This window comes from Actinoplanes sp. SE50/110 (genome assembly GCF_900119315.1).
Lineage (GTDB): Bacteria > Actinomycetota > Actinomycetes > Mycobacteriales > Micromonosporaceae > Actinoplanes.
The window spans coordinates 1410001-1426486 of the sequence record NZ_LT827010.1; the positions used below are offsets into that span (position 1 = coordinate 1410001).

Here is a 16486-nt window from a genome sequence, read left to right on the forward strand (position 1 = left end):
GCCTGCGAGTTAGTGGCATGTGGCGAGGTTAACCCGTGTGGGGTAGCCGTAGCGAAAGCGAGTCTGAATAGGGCGTTTTTAGTCGCATGTTCTAGACCCGAAGCGGGGTGATCTAGCCATGGGCAGGTTGAAGCGTGGGTAAGACTACGTGGAGGACCGAACCCACCAACGTTGAAAAGTTGGGGGATGACCTGTGGTTAGGGGTGAAAGGCCAATCAAACTCCGTGATAGCTGGTTCTCCCCGAAATGCATTTAGGTGCAGCGTCGCGTGTTTCTTGCCGGAGGTAGAGCACTGGATGGTCTAGGGGGCCCACAAGCTTACTGAAATCAGCCAAACTCCGAATGCCGGTAAGTGAGAGCGCGGCAGTGAGACTGCGGGGGATAAGCTTCGTAGTCGAGAGGGAAACAGCCCAGATCGCCAGCTAAGGCCCCTAAGCGTGTGCTAAGTGGAAAAGGATGTGGGATCGCATGGACAACCAGGAGGTTGGCTTAGAAGCAGCCACCCTTTAAAGAGTGCGTAATAGCTCACTGGTCAAGTGGTTCCGCGCCGACAATGTAGCGGGGCTCAAGCACACCGCCGAAGCTGTGGCATTCACACTTGTGTGGATGGGTAGGGGAGCGTCGTGCAGCGGGTGAAGCGCCGGAGTGATCCAGGTGTGGACGCTGTACGAGTGAGAATGCAGGCATGAGTAGCGAATGAAGGGTGAGAACCCCTTCCGCCGGATGACCAAGGGTTCCAGGGCCAGGCTAATCCGCCCTGGGTGAGTCGGGGCCTAAGGCGAGGCCGAGAGGCGTAGTCGATGGATAACGGGTTGATATTCCCGTACCCGCAAAGAAACGCCCAAGACGAACCCATCTGTACTAACTACTTGATCAATTCAATGGCTTCGGCCGGCGATGCGGGAGACTAGGACCTTGGGTGGTAGTAGTTTAGTGATGGGGTGACGCAGGAAGGTAGATGATCCCGGCCGGTGGTTGTGCCGGGGTAAGCGTGTAGGCCGTACCGTAGGCAAATCCGCGGTGCATGAGGCTGAGACGTGATGCCGAGCCGTTCTGGTGAAGTCATTGATCCTATGCTGCCGAGAAAAGCCTCTAGCGATGTTTCGAGCGGCCCGTACCCTAAACCGACACAGGTGGTCAGGTAGAGAATACCGAGGCGACGGGTGAACTGTGGTTAAGGAACTCGGCAAATTGCCCCCGTAACTTAGGGAGAAGGGGGGCCGGACGCGTGAAGCCACTTGCTGGTGGAGCGTGGTATGGCCGCAGAGAGCAGGGGGAAGCGACTGTTTACTAAAAACACAGGTCCATGCGAAGTCGTAAGACGATGTATATGGACTGACGCCTGCCCGGTGCTGGAACGTTAAGGGGACCTGTTAGCTCTTCGGGGCGAAGCGGAGAACTTAAGCGCCAGTAAACGGCGGTGGTAACTATAACCATCCTAAGGTAGCGAAATTCCTTGTCGGGTAAGTTCCGACCTGCACGAATGGCGTAACGACTTCCCCACTGTCTCAACCACAGGCCCGGCGAAATTGCAGTACGAGTAAAGATGCTCGTTACGCGCGGCAGGACGGAAAGACCCCGGGACCTTTACTATAGCTTGACATTGGTATCTGAATTCGATTGTGTAGGATAGGTGGGAGACTGTGAAGCTCGGACGCCAGTTCGGGTGGAGTCATTGTTGAAATACCACTCTGTTGGGTTTGGGTATCTAACTTGCGGCCCTGATCGGGTCGAGGGACAGTGTCTGGTGGGTAGTTTAACTGGGGCGGTTGCCTCCTAAAGGGTAACGGAGGCGCCCAAAGGTTCCCTCAGCCTGGTTGGCAATCAGGTGTTGAGTGTAAGTGCATAAGGGAGCTTGACTGTGAGACTGACGGGTCGAGCAGGGACGAAAGTCGGGACTAGTGATCCGGCACTTGCGTGTGGAAGCGGTGTCGCTCAACGGATAAAAGGTACCCCGGGGATAACAGGCTGATCTTCCCCAAGAGTCCATATCGACGGGATGGTTTGGCACCTCGATGTCGGCTCGTCGCATCCTGGGGCTGTAGCAGGTCCCAAGGGTTGGGCTGTTCGCCCATTAAAGCGGTACGCGAGCTGGGTTTAGAACGTCGTGAGACAGTTCGGTCCCTATCCGCCGTGCGCGTTGGATACTTGAGAAGGGCTGTCCCTAGTACGAGAGGACCGGGACGGACGAACCTCTGGTGTGCCAGTTGTTCTGCCAAGAGCACGGCTGGTTGGCTACGTTCGGAAGGGATAACCGCTGAAAGCATCTAAGCGGGAAGCTCGCTTCGAGATGAGGTATCCCACCACCTTGAGTGGGTAAGGCTCCCAGCTAGACTACTGGGTTGATAGGCCGGAGATGTAAGCACGGTAACGTGTTGAGTTGACCGGTACTAATAGGCCGAGGGCTTAACCACACCAAACTTTATGCTCGATATGCGTCCACTGTGTGATTCACAGCAAACGAACAACCACCCCGGTTCAAGACTGCCGGGTTGCTGGTTTGTTCTGCTGATGGCTGTTTCGGTGGTCATAGCGGAGGGGAAACGCCCGGTTACATTCCGAACCCGGTAGCTAAGCCCTCCAGCGCCGATGGTACTGCACTCGGGAGGGTGTGGGAGAGTAGGACGCCGCCGGACTCAACTTCAGAAGAGGCCCACCCCTGACGGGGTGGGCCTCTTCTTTTTTGTATCCACGGACAGGCGGAAAAGCGCCCCCACGTCGGCTTGCGGCCGAGGCCGAGGCGCTTTTCGACGTACTGTCAATTGCGGGTTTGAATGGCTTTTCGGAGTTGCAGCATCAAGGGAGCGGCTTCGGATTCGGAACGGTTCGGGAACATGGCGAGGGCCAGCGAACCGTGGTCGGCCCACCCGCAGACCGGCATGTTGCCGCCCTCGGTCCTGGTGATTCCGCACTTCATCGAGCCGCCGAGCGGGCCCGGGTCGACGTCGTGCAGGCCGGTGACGGTGCCCTGCTTGTCGCTGATCAAGCCGAACGACGTAGCCAGATCCTTGCCGGGGCTCCAGATCAGCGTGGTGCCGCCGAAGATCAGCACGTCCTTCTCGCCGGTGCCGCTGTAGACGCCGCCGACGGTCTTGTCCATGTCGATCTCGGTGTTCAGCGCGGTCTGCAGATAGTCGGCGGTGTCCTTGGCGTTCGGGCTGTCGTCCAGCGTCATGTCGGCGACCGACGGCGGCAGGCTGAGCGTGACGTCGCGCTGGACGTGGATCTGCCAGTAGTACCAGCCGAGGCCGGCGACGCCGAGCAGGCCGACCGCCAGCAGCGAGCCGGTCAGGATGGTGCGGGTGCGCCGGCGGCGCGGGCTCAACGGCGCATCGTCGCCGTCCTCGACCGGCACCAGGCTGAACGGGCCGGCCTGGAGCTCGATCGGCTCGCCTTCGGTGAGGTCCAAAGGCTCCGCGTCGGTATCGGCCGGCTCGGGCCCGGCCGCGGCCGGAACCGCGCTGATCTCGATGTCCCGCGACAAATCGGGCTCCGCGGGATCCGGTTCGGGGGCGTCGCCGGCGGGCGGAGGGGGCGCGTGGCCGCGGTCGGACATCAGGCGAGCCTACAGTTATCCACAGGTGGGAGTGCGAATAGTTGACCGCCTCCGGGAATCCGTAGACTTGCCCTGTGACCGACACGACCGATACCCGCACTCCCGACAGCCGGCCCACCGGTGGCCTCTCCGCTCAGTACCAGCCGGGCGAGGTAGAGCAGCGGCGGTACGAGCGGTGGGTATCGGAGGGCTACTTCACCGCCGACCCGAAGAGCGACAAGCCGCCGTTCACCATCGTCATCCCGCCGCCGAACGTGACCGGCTCGCTGCACGTCGGCCACGCCCTCGACCACACCATCCAGGACACCCTGGTGCGCCTCAAGCGCATGCAGGGCTTCGAGGTGCTCTGGCTGCCCGGGATGGACCACGCCGGCATCGCCACGCAGAACGTGGTCGAGCGCAAGCTGGCCGAGCGGCAGCTGTCCCGGCACGACCTGGGCCGCGAGGCCTTCGTCGCCAAGGTCTGGGAGTGGAAGGCCGAGTCCGGCGGCGCGATCCTGGGGCAGATGCGCCGGCTGGGTGACTCGGTCGACTGGTCCCGGGAGCGCTTCACCATGGACGAGGGCCTCTCCCGGGCCGTTCAAACGATCTTCAAGCGGCTGTACGACGACGATCTGATCTACCGCGCGAACCGGATCATCAACTGGTGCCCGCGGTGTCTGACCGCCCTGAGCGACATCGAGGTGGAGCACACCAACGACGAGGGTGAGCTGGTCTCCATCCGGTACGGCGAGGGCGCGAACGCGATCGTGGTCGCCACCACCCGGGCCGAGACGATGCTCGGTGACACCGCGGTGGCGGTGCACCCCGACGACGAGCGGTACCGGCACCTGGTCGGCACCGAGGTCGAGCTGCCGCTGACCGGCCGGCGCATCCCGATCGTGGCCGACGAGCACGTCGACCCGGCGTTCGGCACCGGTGCGGTCAAGGTGACCCCGGCGCACGACCCGAACGACTTCGAGATCGGGCAGCGGCACGGCCTGCCCAGCCTCACCGTGATGGACGAGCGCGCGGTGATCACCGTGCCCGGTCCGTTCGAGGGCCTGGACCGGTACGAGGCCCGTCCGGCGGTCGTCGCCGCGCTGCGCGAGCAGGGCCGGATCGTCGCCGAGAAGCGGCCGTACGAGCACTCCGTCGGGCACTGCTCGCGGTGCAAGACGACCGTCGAGCCGCGGCTGTCGCTGCAGTGGTTCGTCAACACCACGCCGCTGGCCAAAGCGGCCGGTGACGCCGTCCGCGACGGCCGGGTCCGGATCGAGCCGGAGGAGCTGTCGAAGCGGTACTTCGCCTGGGTCGACAACATGCACGACTGGTGCATCTCGCGCCAGCTGTGGTGGGGTCACCGCATCCCGGTGTGGTACGGCCCGGCCGGCGAGGTCGTCTGCGTCGGGCCGGACGAGCAGCCGCCCACCGGCGAGGGCTGGACCCAGGACACCGATGTGCTGGACACCTGGTTCTCGTCCGGGCTGTGGCCGTTCTCGACCCTGGGCTGGCCGGAGCGTACGCCGGAGCTGGCGAAGTTCTATCCGACCAGCGTCCTGGTCACCGGCTACGACATCCTGTTCTTCTGGGTCGCCCGGATGATGATGTTCGGGCTCTACGCGATGGACGGCGTGCAGCCGTTCAACGTGGTGAACCTGCACGGCATCGTCCGCGACCAGTTCGGCAAGAAGATGTCGAAGTCGTTCGGCAACGTGGTGGACCCGCTGGACTGGATCGACCGGTACGGCGCGGACGCCACCCGGTTCACCCTGATGCGGGGCGCCAACCCGGGCTCCGACGTGGCGACCAGCGAGGAGTGGTGTCAGGGCTCCCGCAACTTCTGCAACAAGCTGTGGAACGCGACCCGGTTCGCGATGATGAACGGCGCCACCGTCGAGGGCGACCTGCCCGCGCCCAGCGAGCTCAGCGCGATCGACAAGTGGATCCTGTCCCGGCTGCAGCACACCATCGCCGAGGTCAACGAGCAGTTCGACAGCTACGAGTACGCGAAGGTCTGCGACACGCTGTACCACTTCGCGTGGGACGACGTCTGCGACTGGTACGTCGAGCTGAGCAAGCCGGTGCTGGCCCAGGACACCCCGGAGGCGGCACGCAGCCGGCGGGTTCTCGGGCACGTGCTCGACCAGCTGCTGCGCCTGCTGCACCCGGTGATCCCGTTCGTCACCGAGGAGCTGTGGATCGCGCTCACCGGCCGCGAGACGGTCACCTTCGCGACCTGGCCGATGGTCGACCACGCGCTGGTCGACGACGCCGCCGAGGAGGAGCTGGCCGCCCTGCAGAAGGTGGTCACCGAGGTCCGACGGTTCCGGTCCGACCAGGGGCTCAAGCCGAGCCAGCGGGTTTCCGCGGCGCTGACCGGGCTGGGCAACGTCGGCATCGACACGCACGAGCCGCTGATCCGCTCGCTGGCCCGGCTGGACGCGCCGGCCGACGGCTTCACCGCGACCGCCACCCTGGCGGTCACCGGTGGGATCACCGTCGACCTGGACACCCGCGGGGCGATCGACGTGGCCGCCGAGCGTGCCCGGCTGGACAAGGACCGGGCGGCTGCCGAGAAGGAGGCCGCGCAGTGCAGGGCGAAACTGGGCAACGAGGCGTTCATCGGCAAGGCGCCGGAGGCCGTCGTGGCCAAGATCAAGGACAGGCTGGCCACCGCTGAGGCCGACCTGGTCCGGATCGCCACCGCGCTCGAGGCGCTGCCGGCCGCATGAGTCCCGCCGAGCACTCCTCCGAGCACGCCTCCGCATACGCGGCGGTCGAGGCCGCGCTGAACGAGCGCGGCTTCACCCGGATGGTCTTCGACATGCAGAAGATCCGGGATCTGATGGACGTGCTGGGCAGCCCGCAGCGGGCCTACCCGGCGATCCACCTGACCGGCACCAACGGCAAGACCAGCACGGCGCGGATGATCGACGGGCTGCTGCGGGCCTGCGGGCTGCACACCGGGCGCTACACCAGCCCGCACCTGGAAACGGTGCGGGAGCGGATCAGCCTCGACGGTGAGCCGGTGTCCGAGGAGCGGCTGGTCGACACGTACCGGGAGATCGCCCCGCTCGCCGAGCTGATCGACGCGCGCAACAGCGAGCCGCTCACCTACTTCGACATGACCACGGCCATGGCGTACGCGGCGTTCGCCGACGCGCCGGTCGACATCGCGGTCGTCGAGGTGGGGCTCGGCGGCGAAGAGGACGCCACCAACGTGATCGATGCCGGGGTGTGCGTGCTCACCCCGATCGGGCTCGACCACACCGAGTGGCTCGGCGACACGATCGAGGACATCGCCTGGGCCAAAGCCGGGATCATCCACAAGGACGCGACCGTGATCACCGCGGTGCAGACCGAGGAGGCCATGCGGCCGATCCTGGAACGCTGCGCGGAGATGGGCGCCACGCTGGCCCGCGAGGGCAGTGAGTTCGGCGTGGTGCAGCGTACCCAGGCGGTCGGCGGCCAGGTCCTCGTGCTGCAGGGCCTCGGCGGGGTGTACGAGGAGATCTTCCTGCCGCTGTTCGGCGCGCACCAGGCGCAGAACGCGGCGCTGGCGCTGGCCGCGGTCGAGGCGTTCCTCGGCGCCGGGCCGGGCAAGCAGATCGACATCGAGCTGATCCGCGAAGGATTCGCCCAGGTGGACTCGCCCGGGCGGCTGGAACGGGTGCGCAGCGCACCGGCCATCCTGCTGGACGGCGCGCACAACCCGCACGGGATGGCGGCCACCGTCGCGGCGCTGGAGGAGGAGTTCAGCTTCCGGCACCTGGTGGCGGTGCTCGCCGTCTTCGCCGACAAGGACGTGACCGGGCTGCTCGACCTGCTCGAACCCGTGGTGGCGCGGATCGTGGTGACACAGAACAGCTCACCGCGGTCGATGCCGGTGCAGGAACTCGCGCAGCTCGCCGCCAACGTGTTCGGTGAGGACCGGGTGAGCATCGCCGAAACCATGCCGGACGCCATCGAGGAAGCCGTGGTGCTGGCCGAGGAGGACGCGTCCGGCGAACTGAGCGGCGTCGGCGTGCTGATCACCGGGTCGGTGGTCACCGTCGCCGACGCGCGGAAACTGCTCAAACGATGACCGGGCCGGAGGAGAACGCGGCGCCGGTCGGGGACGAGGCGGGCGCTGGGCCGCGGCGTTCCGGGCTGCGCAACCCCGAAGCGGCGGTACGCGGTCTCGGAGCGGGCACCCTGGCCCTCGAAGCGATCGTCCTGCTGCTGGCCATCCAGCCGATCCGGATCCTCGGTGGGCACCTCAGCGGGTGGGGGATCGGCCTGGTCATCGGGCTCGCCGTGGTGGCCGCGCTGCTCGCCGGATGCATGCGGCAGCGGTGGGGGTGGGGCGCGGGGACGGCGCTGCAGGTGCTGCTGCTCGCCAGCGGGCTGGTGCACTGGTCGCTCGCCGCGCTCGGGGTGATCTTCGGGCTGGCCTGGGCCTACGCGACGTACGTGCGGCGGTCGATCCTCGGGTGAGAACGGGCGCCGGCTGAGACGCATGATGGGGAGTCGCCATGCGGTGACTCCCCATCATGCTTTCCGGGAAACGTCAGGCCTCGGGGGTGGGATCCGGGCGGACGGCTCGCCACTGGGTGATCGCGATGTTGTGGTTGTCCGGGTCACGGAAGGTCGCGGACCAGAGCTCCAGCTTGTCGCCGCGGTTGACGGCCCGGGGGGAGTGGACGAACTTGACGCCCTTGGCCCGGAGCTCGTCGTGAACCGCCTCGATGTCGCCGACCTCCAGGTTCAGATAGATCAGGCGGCCCGCCTCGGCGGACAGGTTCGGGACGGTACGCAGGACCACCCGGGTGTCGCCGGAAGCCAGCACCGAACTGCCGTCACCGGTGTCGATCTCGAAGAAGCCGAGCGTGTCCCGGTAGAAGACGATCGACCGGGCCAGGTCGGTGACCAGGATGGTGATGCCCACGCCGTGGATTGCGCCGGCCGGGCCGGGGCGGGCACTGGGATAGGCGGTGATCACCTCGGCGGTGCGGTCGTCGGGCACCGGCCGGCCGGCGAAATCAGCCCAGGGGTTGCCCTTCCGGCCCTCCGCGCCGGCTGCGGCGGTGGGGGAGTCGGCGGTGACCGGCCAGGCGGTGGTCTCGGCGCTGGGCGCATCGTCCGGCTCGGCGGTGGCGGGGAAAGCGGCGGCTGACTGCTCCGCCGGGGGTTCGGCCGCCGGGGAAGTGACGATGTCGGCGGGGTCCGCCCAAGGGGTGGCGATGTCGCCGGGGTCTGTCCAGGGGGTGACGATGTCGCCGGGGTCCGCCGGGGGAGCGACGATGCCGGCGGCGACCGCCGGGGCGGCTTCGGGGGTGGACTCCGGGACGTCGTCCAGCGGGATGTCGATCTCGTCGGCGACCGGGGTGGGGGCGGCGGGGCGCGGGGTCGCCGGTGGTGGCGCGGTCGGGAAGGGTCGGTCCGGCTCCGGGGCGGTCGGCGGGGCGGTGAGCGGGGTCGGCTCGGCCCGGGCGGTGGACACCGGCGCGGGCGGAACCGGGGGCTCCGGGTCGGTGGGTGCGTAGGCGCTGACCGGGAAGGCGGCCGGCGGGTAACCGTCGAGGCCCGGGTCGTCGGAGTCGGTCCCGGCTGCCGGACCTGAAGCGGTGTGCACCGGGATGGCAGCGGCCCCGGTGGGGGTGGCCGGCATCGGGACTGCGGCGGCCCCGGTGGGGGCGGCCGGCATCGGGACTGCGGCGGCCCCGGTGGGGGCGGCCGGCGCCCGGGCGGCGTCGCTCGGGGGCGGGGCGACCGGCGCCCTGATGGCGTCGCTCGGGGGCGGGGCGGCGGGCATCGGGATGGGGGATGCGGCGGTGCCCGGGGTGGGGGCGGCGGGGTCGCCCGGCTGGGTGACGAAGCGGGTCCGACCGGAATGGGTGGACTTGGGCTCGGGCTTGGAGGTCGGCTCCGTGGTGGGGGTCGGCTGGTGCGGGACCGCGGTGGTAGCGGTGGTCGGCTGGTGCGGGACCGCGGTGCTAGCGGTGGTCGGCTGGTGCGGGACCGCGGTGGTAGCGGTGGTCGGCTGGTGCGGGACCGCGGCGGTGGCAGTGGTCGGCTTGGGCTCGGCCGGCGGGGCCACCGGGCGCTGGGTGGGGGCCGGCGGAGCCGGGGGAGCCGGCGGCTCGTCCAGGTCCAGGTCGATCGCCGGTTCCGGGGTGGGGTCGACCGGGGTGCGCTGGGTGGGTGTGCGGTTCGCGGTGACGGTGGCGGACGCCGAACGCGGCTTCGGGCTGGGGCGGGAGCCGGGTGGGCGCGGGGTCGTGGTGCGGATGGCGGAGCTGGCGGCGCCGGTGGCTACGCCCGCGGCGAATGCGGCGGCAGAGGGGCCGCTCCCGGGCGCGGGACCGGACTCGCTCAAGCCCGAGTAGCGGGGGGCGTCGCCCGAGGACTGCTGCGGCGCGCTGGGAGAGGGACTCGTGCCGGCGGGCGACGCGAAGGCATCGCGGGCGGAGGGGCCGGCGCCGGCGGGCGACGCGAAGGTATCGGGAGTGGTGGGGCCGGCGCCGGCGGGCGACGCGAAGGTATCGGGAGTGGTGGGGCCGGCGCCGGCGGAAGAGGTGTAGGTGGTGGCGCCGGTGGAGGAGGTGGCGGGGCCGGGTGGGGGTGGATAGTCGGCACCGGTGGGGGTCGTGGGGGCCCGCCGGGTCCGGCCCGGGGCGGGGGGCGGCGGGTAGTCGTAGTCGTCGGACTGGTTGACGGAACGGGCGGAGCCCGGGGACGGCGGGGGCGGGAACTCGTCAGGTTCACCGGCCGGGGTGGCGCCCGGCGGGGGCGGGGGCGGGAAGTCGAACGAGTCGTCGCCGCCGGGCCGGCGGCCGGCGGCCTCGGGTCCGGGCGGGGGCGGGTAGCTGGCCGACGGCCAGGCCTCGGAGGAGGCGCCCGACCCGAACCGGCTGGAGGCGCTGCCGGCGGCGATCCGGTCCGGGTCCACTTCGGCGGCGGACGCGAACGGGACGGATGCCGTTGCCGAAGAGGGCCGCGGGACGGTCGCGGCGGCCGCCGGCTCCGCCTCGGTGGCGAAGACCGGCGATTCCTCGGCGACAGCGGTCGACGACGCGGCGGCGGATGGCGCCGGGCCTGTGGGGGCAGCCGGGCTCGCAGGGGCCGCCGGGCCCGCAGGGACGGCCGGGTCCTCCAGGGCGGCCGGGCTCGCGGGGGCGGCCGGGCCTGTAGGAGCGACCGGGCCCGTAGGAGCGGCCGGGCTCGCAGGCGCGGCCGGGTCTTCCCGGGTGGCCGGATCCTCCCCATTGGCGGGGTCGTCGGGCGTGGCCGGATCCGTGGGGAGCGGATCGAAGCCGACCGGGTCGGTGGCGGCGGAGTCGAAGGAGCCCCCCGAGCGACGCGGGCCGCTGCCGGCGCGGCGGGGCAGCGGCGCGACCTGTTCTTCGCCGCCGACCAGCTGCCCCTCGAGGATCGGCCCGTTCGGGGTGTCCCGGACCACCACCGGGGTGGTGGCGCGCTCCTCCTCGTACGCCGGCTCCTGGGCGGCCCAGTCGTCGTCGCGGGTCTCCCACGGCTTGGGGGCGACCGCGCCGAGCACGTCGTCGTCCTCCTCCTCGGGGAGCAGCGGGTCCTCGTGGAACTCGGAGTGGGCGGAGCCGGTGACCGGCGGCGGCGGGTCGCCGGCCGGGCCGAGGTCCGGGGCGTCCTTCCAGTTGACCCGGACCCGGCGGGTGTCGTCGACGTCGACGGTGATCGGCACGGTGGAGCCGGCGACCGGCCATTTCGCGACCGGCACCCGGCCGTCCCGGATCACCTTGTCGAAGGTGCCCAGGCCGGGGGCGACGACGATGGCCCGGATCTCGGCCCGGCCGTACGCCCCGGCGAGCGGTGGCGCGGTGATGTCCATGATCTCCGCGGTGCCGGCGACGGTGGCCCGGCCACCGCGGCGGCCGGGGGTGACCACGGCGAGCGTGACCGCGATGGCCAGCACGACCAGCCCGAAGATCGAGACGGGCCAGCTCTTCATGCCGAGCCCGTAAACGATCACAAAGCCCGCGAGCGTGCCCATGACCGCCGCCACCAACTTGCGTGCCGGGGCGATGGGCCGCCCGGTCTGGTTCGCCACTGTGGACCTCCCGTTGTTCAGGTCAGGTTATGGCCCGCCGGTCGAAGAGCGAAAGTGCGGTAGTACGGACATCGTCGCTCGCCGTGTCGGAGGTACCGATAGGCTGAACCTCAGGCGTGTCGGCCTGACGTCTTCGAGAGGAACTACGTGTCCACCAGCACCGAGCGTTCGCTCATCCTCATCAAGCCTGACGCGGTCCGCCGCGGTCTGCTCGGCGAGATCCTGTCCCGGTTCGAGCGTAAGGGCCTGGTCATCGAGGCGCTGGAGGTGCGCACGATGAGCCCCGAGCTCGCCGACCAGCACTACGCCGAGCACGTCGACAAGGCGTTCTACCCGCCGCTGAAGGATTTCATGACCAGCGGCCCGCTGGCCGCCGTGGTGCTCTCCGGCGACGAGGTGATCGAGGTGGTGCGCGCCATGATCGGCGCGACCGACGGGCGCAAGGCCGCGGCCGGCACGATCCGCGGCGACCTGGCCCTCTCCAACCGGGAGAACCTGGTGCACGCCTCCGACTCGCCGGACAGTGCCAAGCGTGAGCTGGCGCTCTGGTTCCCGCACCTGTGATCTACGGCCCTGACCGCTGCTGATCAGAAGAGGATCGGCAAAGGGGACCGGCCCGGCTGGTCCGGGCACGGTCACCTCGGGGCCACCGGCGATCGGGCGGATGACGGCCGTGCTCACGGCGTACCCCGCAATCGTCTTGTTCTTCTGAGAAAGAACCTGGGTGAGGGAATCCCGGGGTGGCCGGTATCGTTGTGCGCACGCAGGCGACGAACCGGCCATCACCGGGGAGCCTCCGGAAGAAAGCGCCTCCAGCGCGAGTAGAACCGGGCGGATCGGCACGCGCCACAGCCGGCGAATGAGCGGGTTTCCCCGGTGGGAGGCCAAGCGAGGTGGTACCGCGGGCGGCAATTCCGCTCGTCCTCGCAGTCAGGCGATGACTGTTTGAGGAGCACGATGTATCCGAAGCACACCGATGCGCAGGGCGTTCCGGCCTCCCCGGACCTGCCCGCGGTCGAGCGCGCGGTCCTGGAGCACTGGGCGGCCGACAAGACCTTCGAGGCCTCGGTCGAGCAGCGTCCGGCCGGGGAGAACGGCGCGAACGAGTACGTCTTCTACGACGGCCCGCCGTTCGCGAATGGACTGCCGCATTACGGCCACCTTTTCACCGGTTACGTCAAGGACGTGGTGCCGCGTTACCGGACGATGCGCGGCCAGCGGGTGGAACGCCGATTCGGCTGGGACACCCACGGCATGCCGGCCGAGATCGAGGCGGAGAAACAGCTCGGCATCACCAGCAAGGCGCAGATCGTCGAACTCGGTATCGACAAGTTCAACGAGGCCTGCCGCACGTCCGTGCTCGCCTACACCAAGGACTGGCAGGGATATGTCACCCGCCAAGCGCGGTGGGTGGATTTCGGGAACGACTACAAGACCCTCGACCCCGATTACATGGAGTCGGTCATGTGGGCGTTCAAGACCCTGCACGACAAAGGCCTGGTGTACGAGGGTTTCCGGGTTCTCGCCTATTGCTACCGGTGCGAGACGCCGCTCTCCAACACCGAGACGCGGATGGACGACGTCTACCGGGACCGGACCGACCCCGCACTGACGGTGAAGTTCCGGCTGTCGACCGGTGAGGACATCGCGGTCTGGACGACCACGCCGTGGACGCTGCCGTCGAACCTGGCGCTCGCGGTCGGACCGGACATCGAGTACGCGGTCCTCGCCGACGGCGCGGGGCAGAAGCTCATCGTCGGTGCCGGGCGGGTGGCCGCCTACGCCAAGGAGCTCGACGGCTACGAGCAGGTCGGCACGGTGCGGGGCAGCGAGCTCGTCGGGCGCCGCTACACGCCGCTGTTCGACTACCTGGTGGAGCCGGCCGGGGAGAACGCCTTCCAGGTGCTCGGCGCCGACTTCGTGACCACCGAGGACGGCACCGGCGTGGTGCACATGGCGCCCGCGTTCGGCGAGGACGACCAGAACGCCTGCCTCGCGGCCGGCATCCCGACCGTGGTCACCGTCGACGAGCAGACCCGGTTCACCTCGCTGGTACCCGACTTCCAGGGCCTGCAGGTCTTCGACGCGAACAAGCCGGTGATCGCCACGCTCAAGGAGCGCGGCGTGGTGGTCCGGCACGACGGCTACACCCACTCGTACCCGCACTGCTGGCGCTGCGACACCCCGCTGGTCTACAAGGCGGTGTCGTCCTGGTTCGTGGCGGTGACCAGGTTCCGGGACCGGATGGTCGAGCTGAACCAGGAGATCACCTGGACGCCGGCGCACATCAAGGACGGCTCGTTCGGCAAGTGGCTGTCGAACGCGCGGGACTGGTCGATCTCCCGGAACCGGTTCTGGGGCTCGCCGATCCCGGTCTGGAAGTCGGACGATCCGCAGTATCCGCGGGTGGACGTCTACGGGTCCTTCGAGGAGCTCTCCCGCGACTTCGGGGTGGCGGTCACCGACCTGCACCGGCCCGGTGTGGACGAGCTGACCCGGCCGAACCCGGACGACCCGACCGGGAGATCCACCATGCGCCGGGTGCCGGAGGTGCTGGACTGCTGGTTCGAGTCGGGGTCGATGCCGTTCGCGCAGGTGCACTACCCGTTCGAGAACAAGGAGTGGTTCGAGCACCACTACCCGGGTGACTTCATCGTGGAGTACATCGGGCAGACGCGGGGCTGGTTCTACACCATGCACGTGCTGGCGACCGCGCTGTTCGACCGGCCGGCGTTCCGGAACTGCCTGAGCCACGGCATCCTGCTGGGCGAGGACGGGCGCAAGATGTCCAAGTCCCTGCGCAACTACCCGGACGTGTACCGGGTGTTCGACTCGTACGGGTCGGATGCCATGCGCTGGATGCTGATGTCGTCGCCGGTGCTGCGGGGCGGGGACATGCCGGTCACCGAGACGGCGATCCGCGACTCGGTCCGCCAGGTGCTCCTGCCGCTCTGGAACGTCTGGTACTTCTTCAGCCTTTATGCGAACGCCGCGTCCCATGAGGCGAAATTTCGGACCGATTCCACCCACCTTCTCGATCGCTACATCCTCGCCAAGACCGGCGAGCTGGTGGAAGATGTCGCGAAAAAGATGGACGAATACGACATCTCTGGTGCGGCGGCGGGTGTCCGCTCCTACCTGGACGCGCTGACCAACTGGTACGTCCGCCGGTCCCGGGACCGGTTCTGGGCGGGTGACGCCGACGCGTTCGACACCCTGGCCACCGTCCTGGAGGCGCTCTGCCGGGTGGTGGCGCCGCTCGCTCCGCTCACCGCGGAGGAGGTCTGGCGCGGCCTGACCGGCGGCCGTTCGGTCCACCTCACCGACTGGCCGTCCGCCGACGCGTTCCCGGCCGACCACGAGCTGGTCGCCTCGATGGACGCGATCCGCGACGTCGCGTCGGCCGCCCTGTCGCTGCGCAAGGCCAAGGCCCTGCGGGTGCGCCTGCCGCTGGCCACGCTCACCGTCGCCGCCGCGCACGGCCGGTCGCTGGAGTCGCTCGGCGACCTGCTCAAGGACGAGGTCAACGTCAAGGACGTGGTCTTCACCGACGACGTCGCGGCGTACTGCCAGCAGGTCCTCACGGTCGTCCCCCGGGCGCTCGGCCCGCGGGTCGGCAAGCAGGTCCAGCAGGTGATCAAGGCGGTCAAGGCCGGTGACTGGGAGCTGATCGACGGCGCCCCGGTGGCCGCCGGGATCACCCTGGCCGAGGGGGAGTACGAGCTGAAGCTGGTCGCCGCGGACGCGGAGAACTCCGCCCCGCTGCCGGCCGGTGGCGGCGTCGTGGTGCTGGATGCCGCGGTCACTCCGGAGCTGGCCGCCGAGGGTCTGGCCCGGGACGTGATCCGGGTGGTGCAGCAGGCCCGCCGGGACGCCGGCCTGGACGTCTCGGACCGGATCTCGCTGATCGTGTCGGCCTCCGCGGCGGTGCGGGCGGCGGTGGAGACGCACCGGGAGTTCGTCGCCGGTGAGACCTTGGCCACCTCGCTGACCTTCGACGGCGTCGAGGGGTTCGACGGCGAAGTCGGCGACGGCGAGCAGATCACCGTCGGTGTGACCGCGGTGTGACATAACCGACTGGCCCGGATGTTCGCTTGGCGCGGCGAATGTCCGGGCCAGCCGCAAGATCAATAGTCCACAGCGGCCCCGCGTCCGATAACCTCTCCTCACCCCTCGACGTCTTTTTGCACTGGTCTTCCGGAGGACGAGTTGCCCCTGATCTACACGATCGGCAAGCTCACTGTCGGCAACACGCTGATGGTGGGTTGGAAGCCGCGCATCGAGGGCCTCGAGCACATCCCGAAGACCGGCGGCGCGATCTTCGCCGGCAACCACCTCTCGGTCGCCGACGAGCTCTTCCTCGGCGCCGCGGTCCCGCGCCACCTGGCGTTCTGGGCCAAGTCCGACTACTTCGTCGGTAAAGGGGTGAAGGGTTTCCTCTCGCGGAAGCTGATGGAGGGACTCGGCGCGATCCGGGTCGAGCGGGCCGGTGGGCGGGCCGCGCTCACCGCCTTCGACGCCGCCATCCCCGCGCTCAAGGGCGGCGATCTGGTCGCGGTCTACCCGGAGGGCACCCGCTCGCCGGACGGCAAGCTCTACCGCGGACGCACCGGCGTGGCCCGGCTGGCCACCGCGGCCGGCGTGCCGATCATCCCGGTCGGCATGATCGGCACCGATGTGGTGCAGCCGATCGGCCGGCTCGCGCCGAAACTGATGCGCGGCACCGTCACGGTCAAGTTCGGCAAGCCGATCGAGACGATCGGCCGCTCCAGTGACCGCACCTCGCTGCGCGAGCTCACCGACCAGGTGATGGGCGAGATCCAGAAACTCACCGGCCAGGAGTACGTGCCGCGGTACGCGCCGAAGCGCGAGGAGTGACG

At 68.9% G+C, this 16486-nt stretch carries 8 protein-coding genes and 2 rRNA genes (1 of these 10 cut by a window edge); 8 read left to right on the plus strand and 2 right to left on the minus strand.

Features of this window, described 5'->3' with window-relative positions; genetic code table 11:
- Together ACSP50_RS06345 and rrf are read left to right on the plus strand one after the other, a co-directional pair.
- Positions 1 to 2414: ribosomal RNA gene (locus ACSP50_RS06345) — 23S ribosomal RNA — on the plus strand (it extends 659 nt beyond the left edge of the window).
- A 105-nt stretch (positions 2415 to 2519) separates the two neighbouring features.
- Positions 2520 to 2636: ribosomal RNA gene (rrf, locus tag ACSP50_RS06350) — 5S ribosomal RNA — on the plus strand.
- A gap of 122 nt (positions 2637 to 2758) precedes the next feature.
- Here the strand turns inward: rrf and ACSP50_RS06355 are convergent.
- Positions 2759 to 3556, minus strand: coding sequence for a hypothetical protein (locus tag ACSP50_RS06355; RefSeq protein WP_014688329.1), 798 nt, complete (start codon positions 3554 to 3556; stop codon positions 2759 to 2761).
- A gap of 74 nt (positions 3557 to 3630) precedes the next feature.
- On the opposite strand from ACSP50_RS06355, the gene ACSP50_RS06360 reads away from it, so the two are divergent.
- The 3 genes from ACSP50_RS06360 to ACSP50_RS06370 are packed head-to-tail and all read left to right on the plus strand — an operon-like array spanning position 3631 to position 8014.
- Positions 3631 to 6270 carry a valine--tRNA ligase gene (locus tag ACSP50_RS06360; RefSeq protein WP_014688330.1) on the plus strand — a complete coding sequence of 880 codons (2640 nt, stop codon included), beginning with the start codon at positions 3631 to 3633 and terminating at the stop codon, positions 6268 to 6270.
- The gene (locus tag ACSP50_RS06365) at positions 6267 to 7622 is read left to right on the plus strand and encodes a folylpolyglutamate synthase/dihydrofolate synthase family protein (protein ID WP_014688331.1); all 1356 of its coding nucleotides are present in this window, start codon (positions 6267 to 6269) and stop codon (positions 7620 to 7622) included. The genes ACSP50_RS06360 and ACSP50_RS06365 overlap by 4 nt, the downstream gene beginning before the upstream one ends.
- Positions 7619 to 8014: a DUF4233 domain-containing protein gene (locus ACSP50_RS06370; RefSeq protein ID WP_014688332.1), complete on the plus strand. Its 396-nt coding sequence runs from the start codon at positions 7619 to 7621 to the stop codon at positions 8012 to 8014. Before ACSP50_RS06365 ends, ACSP50_RS06370 begins: the two co-directional genes overlap by 4 nt.
- A 73-nt stretch (positions 8015 to 8087) precedes the next feature.
- Here ACSP50_RS06370 and ACSP50_RS44765 read toward each other — a convergent pair whose 3' ends face one another.
- Positions 8088 to 11507 (minus strand): VOC family protein, encoded by a 3420-nt coding sequence (locus ACSP50_RS44765; RefSeq protein ID WP_304528969.1) that lies wholly within the window; start codon positions 11505 to 11507, stop codon positions 8088 to 8090.
- A gap of 246 nt (positions 11508 to 11753) precedes the next feature.
- Between ACSP50_RS44765 and ndk the strand changes: the two genes are divergently transcribed.
- The 3 genes from ndk to ACSP50_RS06390 all read left to right on the plus strand — a co-directional run bounded on the left by ndk (position 11754) and on the right by ACSP50_RS06390 (position 16484).
- Entirely contained in the window at positions 11754 to 12170 is a 417-nt protein-coding gene (gene ndk / locus ACSP50_RS06380; RefSeq protein WP_014688335.1) for a nucleoside-diphosphate kinase, read from the plus strand.
- A 393-nt stretch (positions 12171 to 12563) separates the two neighbouring features.
- Positions 12564 to 15674: an isoleucine--tRNA ligase gene (gene ileS, locus ACSP50_RS06385; protein ID WP_014688336.1), complete on the plus strand. Its 3111-nt coding sequence runs from the start codon at positions 12564 to 12566 to the stop codon at positions 15672 to 15674.
- 141 nt (positions 15675 to 15815) lie between these two features.
- Positions 15816 to 16484: a 1-acyl-sn-glycerol-3-phosphate acyltransferase gene (locus ACSP50_RS06390; protein WP_014688337.1), complete on the plus strand. Its 669-nt coding sequence runs from the start codon at positions 15816 to 15818 to the stop codon at positions 16482 to 16484.
- The last annotated feature ends 2 nt before the right edge of the window (positions 16485 to 16486 follow it).

Coding starts and splice junctions, on each gene's coding strand:
- ACSP50_RS44765 (WP_304528969.1), bottom strand. CDS start 11,507: ATGAAGAGCTGGCCCGTCTCGATCTTCGGGCTGGTCGTGCTGGCCATC.
- ACSP50_RS06370 (WP_014688332.1), top strand. CDS start 7,619: ATGACCGGGCCGGAGGAGAACGCGGCGCCGGTCGGGGACGAGGCGGGC.
- ileS (WP_014688336.1), top strand. CDS start 12,564: ATGTATCCGAAGCACACCGATGCGCAGGGCGTTCCGGCCTCCCCGGAC.
- ACSP50_RS06355 (WP_014688329.1), bottom strand. CDS start 3,556: ATGTCCGACCGCGGCCACGCGCCCCCTCCGCCCGCCGGCGACGCCCCC.
- ACSP50_RS06365 (WP_014688331.1), top strand. CDS start 6,267: ATGAGTCCCGCCGAGCACTCCTCCGAGCACGCCTCCGCATACGCGGCG.